Below are 10,264 nucleotides of genomic sequence, written 5' to 3' on the forward strand. Positions count from 1 at the left end.
GTGGAACCCTAAAGGTCGCCCAAGTATGAAACCCAAATACGCTAAAATGCCTCTCCCCCACTAAAAACAGAAGAAGAACCTTTACGCCTACGCATCCTTGAGTGAGAAGTCGAGGTGGCTTTTCTAAAAAGTTGGACGAAATAATCAAGAGGGACGAAGCCAAACGGCAGAAACAGTCCAAAGTTTGAGAGTGCATTATCCGTTATAAATACTTTTGCCTATAGCGAAATGAGCTAGAAGTACCTTCTTCTATCATCGTCAATCCAAACTTGATAGAGATAGCACACTAAAAGCCCGAATTTGTGATCAATGATACTAGGCTTTTTTCTTATATTTCTCTTATTCCCGAAAACTCCACGAAACTTTTTAAAATTTAGTCACTTTTATCACTTATTTTAGAAATAAAGATAGATATATCAATGGTTCAAGGCAAGTGATTAAATAAAGATTTTTATAGATACGTTGCAACTGTTTAAAAAATCAGTAAAATAAGACCTAATCGAACCTTAGAGAACCAAAAAAGCAAAAAGAGGGTAACAATGTTCAACGAATTAAAAACTGCTCAAGCGTAAAGCCAGATAAACCACACGATAACGCTTGTTATATTGAGCAAGGCGAGCACGAATTTATAAAACATAGAAGCTATATCGTTTACAAGCAAGCGAGAATAGAAACGCTAGAAAAAATTGAGCGAGGAATAAGCACAGGGCGATTCATCAAAAAAGAAATTATCGATGACGAGCTTTATAAGCGAATTTTAAAAGGGGGCTTTTACTAGCTCACACATTGAAAGGCGGTATATCCGCTTTATTAAATCAGCAATTGCTCAATGATGTAACCAATTTATAACCGAATAAGCGTAGTTACCTTGAACTTAACAGAGATTGTAAGTGCGGTAAATCCTCAAGGTGTTTTTTTACCGACAGAATTATCCTTGATTCAAATAATGTTTGTCATTGGATTTTCCTTGTTGCTTTCTTTACTTTCTACCCTTTATCCTGCTTATCGTGCAGCGAAAGTAGAACCTGCCGCTGCCTTGCGATACGAGTAAATGTTTAATGGTAAATGAATGATGGATGAACAATCACTTTTAGCTTTTGATACACAACATATTTGGCATCCTTATTCTTCAGTTTCTTCTGATATGCCGCTTTATGCGGTGGAACGTGCTGATGGCGTGATGATAACTTTAAAAGATGGTCGTAGTTTGATTGATGGTATGTCTTCTTGGTGGGCAGCGTTGCACGGTTATAATCATCCACGCTTAAATGCGGCAGCACAGAATCAATTGGAAAAAATGAGCCATATTATGTTTGGTGGATTTACCCACGATCCAGCGGTGGAATTAGCTCAATTATTAGTACAAATTTTGCCCAATGGATTGGATAAAATCTTTTTTGCCGATAGCGGTTCAGTTGCGGTAGAAGTGGCGATGAAAATGGCTATTCAATATCAGCACGCAAAAGGGGAACCACAACGACAAAAATTTGCCACTATTCGTTCAGGTTATCACGGCGATACGTGGAATGCGATGTCAGTGTGTGATCCAACCACAGGGATGCATCATTTATTTCATCAAAGCCTGCCCGTGCAGTATTTTCTTCCTCAACCTAATATTTCATTTAATGAATCTTGGAATGATTGTGCGATTGAACCTTTAGCTGATTTACTTCGAGAAAAAGGTAATGAAATTGCCGCACTAATTTTAGAACCTGTTGTGCAAGGTGCAGGCGGTATGTATTTTTATTCGCCAACTTATTTAGTGAAAGCACAAGCACTTTGTAAACAATATGGCGTTTTGCTGATTTTTGATGAAATCGCTACGGGATTTGGTCGAACAGGAAAATTATTTGCAGCCGAACACGCAGGCATTTCGCCAGATATTATGTGTATCGGTAAAGCCTTAACAGGTGGTTATTTAACTTTATCGGCAACCATTACGACCACTGAAATGGCGCAAACTATTTGTAGCGGTGAGGCTAAATGCTTTATGCACGGCCCCACTTTTATGGCAAATCCGTTGGCTTGTGCGATTGCGACGGAATCTATCCGTTTATTGTTGGAAAGTACTTGGCAGCAAAATATTCAGCGAATTGAGCATTCCTTAAAACGACAGCTTTCACTTTTAGCTGAAAAAGATTATGTCAAAGAAGTTCGCGTATTAGGGGCGATTGGGGTGGTTGAAATGAAAAGTGCGGTAAATATGAAAACTTTAGTCCCACGTTTTGTGGAACAAGGTGTTTGGATTCGACCTTTCGGAAAATTGGTTTATGTGATGCCACCATTTGTGATTAAAGATGATGAACTTCAGAAATTAACGGAAGGCATGATTTTGGCTTTAACGCAGGAATATGAACATTAGGATGAAAAATGGATGCTTTCAAACAGCAACTGGAACAGCTTAGCGCGCAAAATCAATATCGTTCGATTCCGGATTTAATTCATCAAGGGCGGTATATTACGCGGGAAAACCGCAAAATGTTGAATATGTCATCTAATGATTATTTGGGTTTGGCATCAGATGAACATTTGCACCGGTCTTTTTTGCAGCAATACGGCGGTAATTTTCCCTCTTTTACCAGTTCTTCATCGCGTTTATTAACGGGCAACTTTCCTATTTATACCGATCTTGAGCAGCTTGTCGCACAACGTTTCCGACGGGAAAGCGCGTTATTGTTCAATAGCGGCTATCACGCCAATATCGGCATTTTGCCTGCTTTGACGACGACGAAAAGTTTGATTTTGGCAGATAAATTTGTTCACGCCAGTATGATTGACGGCATCCGTTTGAGCCGGTGTGCGTTTTTCCGTTATCGTCATAATGATTATGAACATTTGAACAATCTGCTTGAAAAAAATGTCGGAAAATTTGACCGCACTTTTATCGTTACCGAATCTGTTTTCAGTATGGACGGTGATGTGGCGGACTTGAAACAGCTTGTCCAATTGAAAAAACAGTTTCCCAATACTTATCTTTATGTGGATGAAGCCCACGCAATCGGTGTTTATGGGCAAAACGGATTGGGGATTGCCGAACGGGATAATTTGATTGCCGAGATTGATTTATTGGTCGGCACTTTCGGTAAAGCCTTAGCCTCGGTGGGGGCGTATGCCGTCTGCAACCAAGTATTGAAAGAATGTTTGGTTAATCAAATGCGCTCATTGATTTTTTCAACTGCATTGCCGCCGTTTAATGTGGCTTGGACTTATTTTATTTTTGAACGATTGCCGCAATTCTCAAAAGAAAGAAGCCGTCTTGAGCAGTTAAGTGCATTTTTACGGCGGGAAGTGGCGCATAGGACGCAAATAATGCCGAGCCAAACCTGCATCGTCCCCTATATTTTAGGCGGGAATGAAGCCGCCCTTGCCAAAGCGGAATATCTGCAAGGGCAGGGTTATTATTGTTTGCCGATCAGACCGCCGACAGTACCCAAAAACACATCCAGAATCCGCCTCTCTCTAACCGCCGATATGACGGCGGATGAAGTGCGGCAGTTTGCGATGCATTTATAAGCATATGATATGAAAATGAAATTTTACGATTACCAAGGCGGAAATTTAATCCTGTATTTTGCAGGTTGGGGAACGCCGCCCGATGCTGTAAATCATCTGATTTTGCCGGAAAATCACGATTTATTGATTTGCTATGATTATCAAGATTTAAATTTGGATTTTGATTTTTCCGCCTATCGGCACATCCGTTTGGTGGCGTGGTCAATGGGCGTTTGGGCGGCAGAGAGGGCATTGCAAGGAATAAGATTAACATCCGCAACGGCAGTGAATGGCACAGGTTTGCCCTGTGATGACAATTTTGGCATTCCTGACACTATTTTTAAAGCGACACTGGACAATCTCACAGAAAATACCCGTTTAAAATTTGAACGCAGAATCTGTGGCGATAAAGCATCTTTTGAACGTTACCAACTATTTTCCGCCCGTCCGTTTGACGAAATTCATCAAGAACTTACCGCACTTTTTGCAATAATCGGGCAAGATAGGCGTACAGATTTGATCCGCTGGACAAACGCCTTAATCGGTTCGCAGGATAAAATTTTTATGCCCACCAACCAATACCGGTATTGGACACCGCGTTGCACCGTTCGGGAAATTGACGGCGGACATTACCTGTTTTCAAGATTCACCCATTGGTCGGAACTATGGAATCACTGACTGCCATAAATAAATCGCGCATTCGGCAGGCTTTCCAAAAAGCATTAAACGATTATGACCGGCACGCCTTAATCCAACAAAAAATGACGATTAATCTAATGGCGCATTTGCAAGATTATTTGCCGGATATGCCATTGGAAAACGTGTTGGAATTGGGCTGCGGCTCAGGAATGTTGAGTGCCTTGCTGCAAAAACAGATTTCAGCGAATTATTGGTTATTTAATGATTTGTGCGATGTGCAGCCCCAACTGGCTGAAAAACTGACGCAATCCTTTGATTTTTATTGCGGCGATGCGGAAAACTTTCCTTTTCAACGACAATTTGACTTAATCGCAAGCGCATCTGCCGTGCAATGGTTTCATCAACCCGACGCTTTTATCGCTCATTGCAAAACAGGCTTGAAAGCAAACGGATTATTGGCGGTTGCAACCTTTGGCAAAGACAATTTAAAAGAAGTCCGCCAAATTACAAATATAGGCTTAAATTACCCGACTTTATCCCAATGGCAGACTTGGTTAGCCAAAGATTTTGAGCTTTTATGGTGTGAGGATTTTAAGGTAATACTAGACTTTGATACGCCGTTAGATGTACTCAAACACCTTAAATATACAGGCGTAACAGCCACGAACCAAAAAAATTGGACAAGAAAAAATCTCAATGGATTTATTGGCGATTACTTGTCGGCGTTCAGTATGCCGTCGGGCAAAGTGCACCTGACTTATCATCCATTGTTTTTTATCGCACGTTATTCTCATGCTGGAAATCAGTAAGGACTATTTATGGGCAAAGTTATTTTTATATCGGGGATTGATACCGATGTGGGTAAAACAGTTGCAACAGGCATTTATGCTAAAAAGTTGATGGAACAAGGTTTTTCCGTGATTACACAAAAAATGATTCAAACAGGTTGTAAAAATATCGCTGATGATTTGCTTGTGCATCGAAAGATTCAAGGGGTTGATTTAACGGAAGAAGATTTACAAGGCAAAACCTGCCCTTATGTTTTTGAATATCCTTGTTCGCCACATTTAGCTGCAAAGCGAGAAAGTAGAAAAATTGAAGCAAAAATCATTGAAAAATCTACCGCACTTTTGGCAGAAAAATATGATTATGTGTTATTGGAAGGGGCTGGTGGCTTAATGGTACCTTATTGTGAAGAAGAGACGACATTGGATTATATCCAGTCAAACAATTATCCTTTGATTTTAGTCACATCGGGAAAATTAGGCAGTATAAACCACACATTATTAAGTTTAGAGGCTTGTCGTACTCGTGGTATTTCAGTATTAAGTGTCATGTATAACGGTTACCCAGAATATGATCCTATTATTAGTCAAGAGACACAAGGCTATTTAAAACGTTATCTTAAAAGATATTTTCCTGAAACGGGATTTGAATGCTTTGAGCGTATTGAAATTTAAGCTGAAAGAAAAGTGTGATAGACTCGCACCAGTTTTTGATGGGATTATCTGCCGCTAAAGTACGGTTAAAACGAGTAAAAAATGAATAACTATTTATTAAAATGCAAAACATTAATAAGTTTTATCAAGAAGGTGTAGTGATATACTAATCCCGCAGTCCTCAATAGGAGGTAAAATACCACCAACAAGAGGATTTTATAATGTTCGCACGGTTGCCCATCTTATTTCGTGGTGTCGCCCTTGCTACCAATTTGAGAGAATGGATCGTGCCTGTAGTAAAGCCGTGCCATTATTTAAAATGTAAGCTCGCAAAATTTTTTGCATAGTTTCATAAATTATTTTGCATAACTAATCTCCAAAACCCTATGCAAAATAATATGCAAAAACCCTCTTTAAATCGATGATTTGCACCTTAGTGAGTTGGACTAAACAACCAACTGATTAAGGTGCAGATTTTTTATGACTAAATATAATCAACTTGTCAAACAACAAGTCGTGAATTTCTATTTCGAACATCACGAAAACCTTGCTTTCACATTAAAGCATTTCAACTTAGCGGCAAAAACCGTTAGATATTGGATTGCACAATACAAATATTCAGGCACTCATGGATTGGCGATAAATCCATTATCAAATGCCTAGCTATCAACGCCTATTAGCGAAAAATAAGATTTCTCAAAGCATGTCTCGAAAAGGTTATCAATGATTATGTGCGGTACTATAATGAAGAACGAATCCAATTAAAATTAAAAGGACTGAGTCCGATACAATATCGAAAGCAATCGTTTAAATAACAGTCTAACTTTTTGGGGTTAGATCATTTTAAATTTGCCGAAAACCTAGGAAGTTGTTATACTAGGAACACCTTTTAGCGTATGTCTATGAAAGCTTAGCTTTAGTTCGGTGTTTAGCCGCAACGTATTTATATTGGGCATATAAGGGTTGCGAGACAAATGTCAAGCAACTCTGAATAAGTTGCTTGACATTTGTCTCGCTTCCATTAGTAAAAGGTTAAGGGGCTAAGGCCCCTTTTTTATATACAATAGAGAGTATCTAGTGAAATCCAAACGGAAATTTGAGCTATTTTATAAATTACACGAAGGCGAAAGATTTTCTTCTAAACTTAATGAGTTGATAGCTCTTACGCCTACAGCTCCTATATCTTATAAAGTTTATTCTATACCCAAGAAAAAAGGGGGGCGTAGGACAATAGCTCACCCGACCAAAAAACTAAAAGAAATACAAAAAAAACTCTTAGAATTACTACAATTGCAAATTCATAAATCTGCCTATGCATATAGAAAAGGAAGGAATATTGCTCAAAACGCAGAAACTCATAAAGAAAATAAATTCCTATTAAAATTAGATTTTCATGATTTCTTTAACAGTATAAATAACATTATCTTCACTAGGTATCTAGATAAAATAGGTATTCATTATAATGAGGATGACAAATGGTTAATTAATCATATTTTTTTCTGGAATCCTAATAAAAAAGACAATTCACACAAAAAACTTATATTAAGCGTGGGGGCTCCAAGCTCACCTACAATATCGAATGCCGTCATGTATTTCTTTGATAAAGAAATAGAAGAATACTGCGAATCAAAATCAATGAAATATAGTAGATATGCTGATGATATATCAATTAGCGGGAATAATAAAAATGAATTAAAAACTATAATTCCAGTTATTCGAGAAAAACTTAACGAGTTGTTTAATGGAAGAATTATATTAAACGAATTAAAAACAGTTATCATATCACCTGGCTATAATAAATTTATTACAGGCATTACACTTACTTCACAAGGGAGTATATCCATCGGTAGAAAACGTAAAAGATATATTTTTAGCCTAGTTTATAAGTATAAGATAAACGAGTTATCTAAAGATTTAATACCTCGTTTAAAAGGATTGCTAGTATTCTCTAAAAATATAGAACCTTCATTTATAGTTAGGTTAGAATTAAAATATGGTAAAGAAATTATCAGGAGAATTTTAGATGAAAAATAAAGACATTCTTGAACTATATAAAAATTGGGATGGAGAAACACTCCCTCCAGATGAACTAATGGAATTGGTTTCTCAAAATCCATTTAGTTTGCTTGATGTTCAGATTGTTAATTACAAAGCATTTTCTGATAAAGTATCAGTTAAGTTTGAAGACAATAAAAAACCAATTTTATTTGTGGGCGTTAATGCTAGTGGTAAAACAACTATCGCTGATGCTATTGCTACATCATTAAGTAAAATTAATAGTGCTATTTATAATAAGAATACTGATTCAGGTGATGTAATAGAAGAAAGAGATATAAACAAGAAAAATGATCCATATCAACCAGCTTTAATAGAGTTAAATTTAGGATATGCTAAAAATAAATTAACTGAAGTTATCGTTGCAAGATCACCTAATGGCTCTCCTAAGACAATTTCTAGCACGCTCATACAGGCGAAAAAATTAGGTACGCTATATAGCTATATACTAGCTAAAGATAATTTAGATTTACCTCTTTATTTATTTTATGGAGTAGAACGCTCATCGTTAAAAACTAAAGATAAATTTGATAAAGCAGATTTTATATCTAAAGTAGAAAGATTAAATGCGATACCACAGAAACTAAAAAGCACATTAAATTTTAATGATTTTTTATTATGGTTTAAGTATTTAGATGATGCTAATAATCAAGATCTAGTAAATGCATTAGAAAGTGTTAAAAGTGAATTAGCTAATATAGAAGGGAAAGTTAATGAACTAGATTCATATGACAACGATATGTTAACTGGATTAAATGCAGCTAATGAATTGCTAAAAAAAATGAATTCAATAGCATCTATTTATTCTAAACTAGAAAACGTAAAAAATAATAATGAAGTAGACACAGAAAAAGGAAAACAATTACAGAAGATTAAAGAAATTATTATTACTTTTATTCCAAATATCATAGATATAAAAATAGATAGAAATCTTTCCTATCCATTTATAGTTAAAAAGCAAGATGGTTCACAATTTCCTTTGTCAGAATTGTCTCAAGGAGAAAAATCAATCATATCTTTAGTGGGAGATCTTGTTAGACGTATGCTTATCTTAAACCCACATAAAGAAAATCCTCTTGATACTCCAGCGATTGTTATTATTGATGAATTAGAACTTCACTTACATCCACAATGGCAAGAAGAAGTTATTTCTAAATTAGAACGTACCTTTAAAAATACTAAATTTATTTTAACTACGCATACTCCAACTATTGTTAGTTCAATCATAAATGAAAATCTTTACCTTATTAAAGGTAATCAGATTATAGCAGGTAAACATCTTGATTTTGGTACATATGGTGCTGAATACGCTAGTATCTATACACTCTTATATAATATAAATTCAAGATCAGATAATGAAATAAAAGAAAAATTAGAGCGGTATTTATATTTAGTAAATGAAAATCAATATACTTCTGAAGAAGCAATAATGCTTAAGAAGGAATTAGAAAAAAACTTTAAAGGTAATGAACCATCTCTAGAAGAAGCTAAGTTAATTATCGAAAATAAAGAATGGGAAAAGTCTTTATATGAAGAAGGTCAATAAGTCAAGCATACCAAATGTTTTACTAAATTATAGAAGCACAAGTGAATCTTATACTTGGACAGCTTTCAGAGAAAATAAAGAATCTTATAAAAGAGTAAAAAAACAAATTTTTAAAGATCAAGGAGGGATATGTGCTTATTGTGAACAAGATTTTTCCTGTTCACAAGGAGATGATGACTATATAACTCAGATGATTGAACATTTCCATCCTAAAAGAGATATTGGTTCTAATAAGAATTGGGCTTTAGATTGGAATAACTTACTTGGTTGCTGTACAGGAGGAAAAGAATCTAATAAAATTATATTTCCTACTCCAGAAAATTTAAGTTGTGATCAATATAAAGAAATCGGATTATCTAAGATAAATAATGTCGAAGGTTATCTTATAAACCCAATTGATATGCCAGCATTTCCTTGTTTATTTAAAATTAATCAAGTTACGGGACATATTTTAGCAAATGAAAAAATTTGTGAAAAAGTTAGTTTTAACATAAATAATTTTAAAACAACAGTAGAACTTGTTGACAATACTATAAAAGTGTTAAATTTGAATTGCATACGGTTATTACAGAAGAGAAAAGCCCACATTAAAAATTATAATAATCTCATTAATATAGCTAAGAAAAATGAAAACTCAGCTATTTTCCAAGAACTATGTAGCCGTTTCCTAGCAAAAAAGAATGATAAATACCATTCTTTCTTTACAACATACCGTATTTTATTGTCTTCTCATGCTGAAAATTATTTACAAACAAATAATTTTTCAGGATAAAACTTAGAGTTAGTTAATAAAGATTGCTAATAATTATTCAGAAGCTTTGATTTTAAAAGGTATATAGGGCAAAATAGTTAGTAAAAATGTGATTAAAGCCTTATACTACAAGGCTTTAATCACTCCTTTTGGAATATGAACAAAAAATAGTCATTTTTGCCAAATTACAAAAATAAAGAAATATGGTACATAAAATAATGATCTGTACCCCAAAAGTTGGACTAAACAACCAACTCACTAAGGTGCAGATTTTTTATGACTAAATATAATCAACTTTTCAAACAACAAGTCGTGAATTTCTATTTCGAACATCACGGAAAC

The 10,264-nt window shown here is 35.3% G+C and carries 9 protein-coding genes and 2 pseudogenes; all 11 read left to right on the forward strand.

Going from position 1 to position 10,264, the window contains the following annotated elements:
- Positions 1-859 precede the first annotated feature (859 nt).
- Positions 860-1,051: pseudogene (locus KH943_RS07155) on the forward strand (lipoprotein-releasing system transmembrane subunit LolC); the annotation flags it as partial.
- Between the two features lie 21 nt (positions 1,052-1,072).
- Positions 1,073-2,362 (forward strand): adenosylmethionine--8-amino-7-oxononanoate transaminase, encoded by a 1,290-nt coding sequence (bioA, locus tag KH943_RS07160; RefSeq protein WP_304109519.1) that lies wholly within the window; start codon positions 1,073-1,075, stop codon positions 2,360-2,362.
- 8 nt (positions 2,363-2,370) lie between these two features.
- Positions 2,371-3,513 (forward strand): 8-amino-7-oxononanoate synthase, encoded by a 1,143-nt coding sequence (bioF, locus tag KH943_RS07165; RefSeq protein ID WP_304109500.1) that lies wholly within the window; start codon positions 2,371-2,373, stop codon positions 3,511-3,513.
- A gap of 9 nt (positions 3,514-3,522) precedes the next feature.
- A complete protein-coding gene (locus tag KH943_RS07170) occupies positions 3,523-4,170 on the forward strand; it encodes a pimeloyl-ACP methyl esterase BioG family protein (protein ID WP_304109502.1) in 648 nt (215 codons plus the stop codon).
- Positions 4,158-4,940 carry a malonyl-ACP O-methyltransferase BioC gene (gene bioC, locus KH943_RS07175; protein WP_304109505.1) on the forward strand — a complete coding sequence of 261 codons (783 nt, stop codon included), beginning with the start codon at positions 4,158-4,160 and terminating at the stop codon, positions 4,938-4,940. Before KH943_RS07170 ends, bioC begins: the two co-directional genes overlap by 13 nt.
- Positions 4,941-4,949: 9 nt before the next feature.
- Positions 4,950-5,591, forward strand: coding sequence for a dethiobiotin synthase (bioD, locus tag KH943_RS07180; protein WP_304109507.1), 642 nt, complete (start codon positions 4,950-4,952; stop codon positions 5,589-5,591).
- Positions 5,592-6,050: 459 nt separating this feature from the next.
- Positions 6,051-6,233 (forward strand): helix-turn-helix domain-containing protein, encoded by a 183-nt coding sequence (locus KH943_RS07185; protein ID WP_304109510.1) that lies wholly within the window; start codon positions 6,051-6,053, stop codon positions 6,231-6,233.
- 44 nt (positions 6,234-6,277) lie between these two features.
- Positions 6,278-6,385 (forward strand): annotated as a pseudogene (locus tag KH943_RS07190) (IS3 family transposase); the annotation flags it as partial.
- Positions 6,386-6,647: 262 nt separating this feature from the next.
- Positions 6,648-7,604: a retron St85 family RNA-directed DNA polymerase gene (locus tag KH943_RS07195; protein ID WP_304109512.1), complete on the forward strand. Its 957-nt coding sequence runs from the start codon at positions 6,648-6,650 to the stop codon at positions 7,602-7,604.
- Entirely contained in the window at positions 7,594-9,171 is a 1,578-nt protein-coding gene (locus KH943_RS07200; RefSeq protein WP_304109514.1) for an AAA family ATPase, read from the forward strand. The genes KH943_RS07195 and KH943_RS07200 overlap by 11 nt, the downstream gene beginning before the upstream one ends.
- A complete protein-coding gene (locus KH943_RS07205; RefSeq protein WP_304109516.1) occupies positions 9,155-9,943 on the forward strand; it encodes a retron system putative HNH endonuclease in 789 nt (262 codons plus the stop codon). The genes KH943_RS07200 and KH943_RS07205 overlap by 17 nt, the downstream gene beginning before the upstream one ends.
- The last annotated feature ends 321 nt before the right edge of the window (positions 9,944-10,264 follow it).

This window comes from Haemophilus parahaemolyticus, assembly GCF_018373095.1.
GTDB lineage: Bacteria > Pseudomonadota > Gammaproteobacteria > Enterobacterales > Pasteurellaceae > Haemophilus_A > Haemophilus_A parahaemolyticus_A.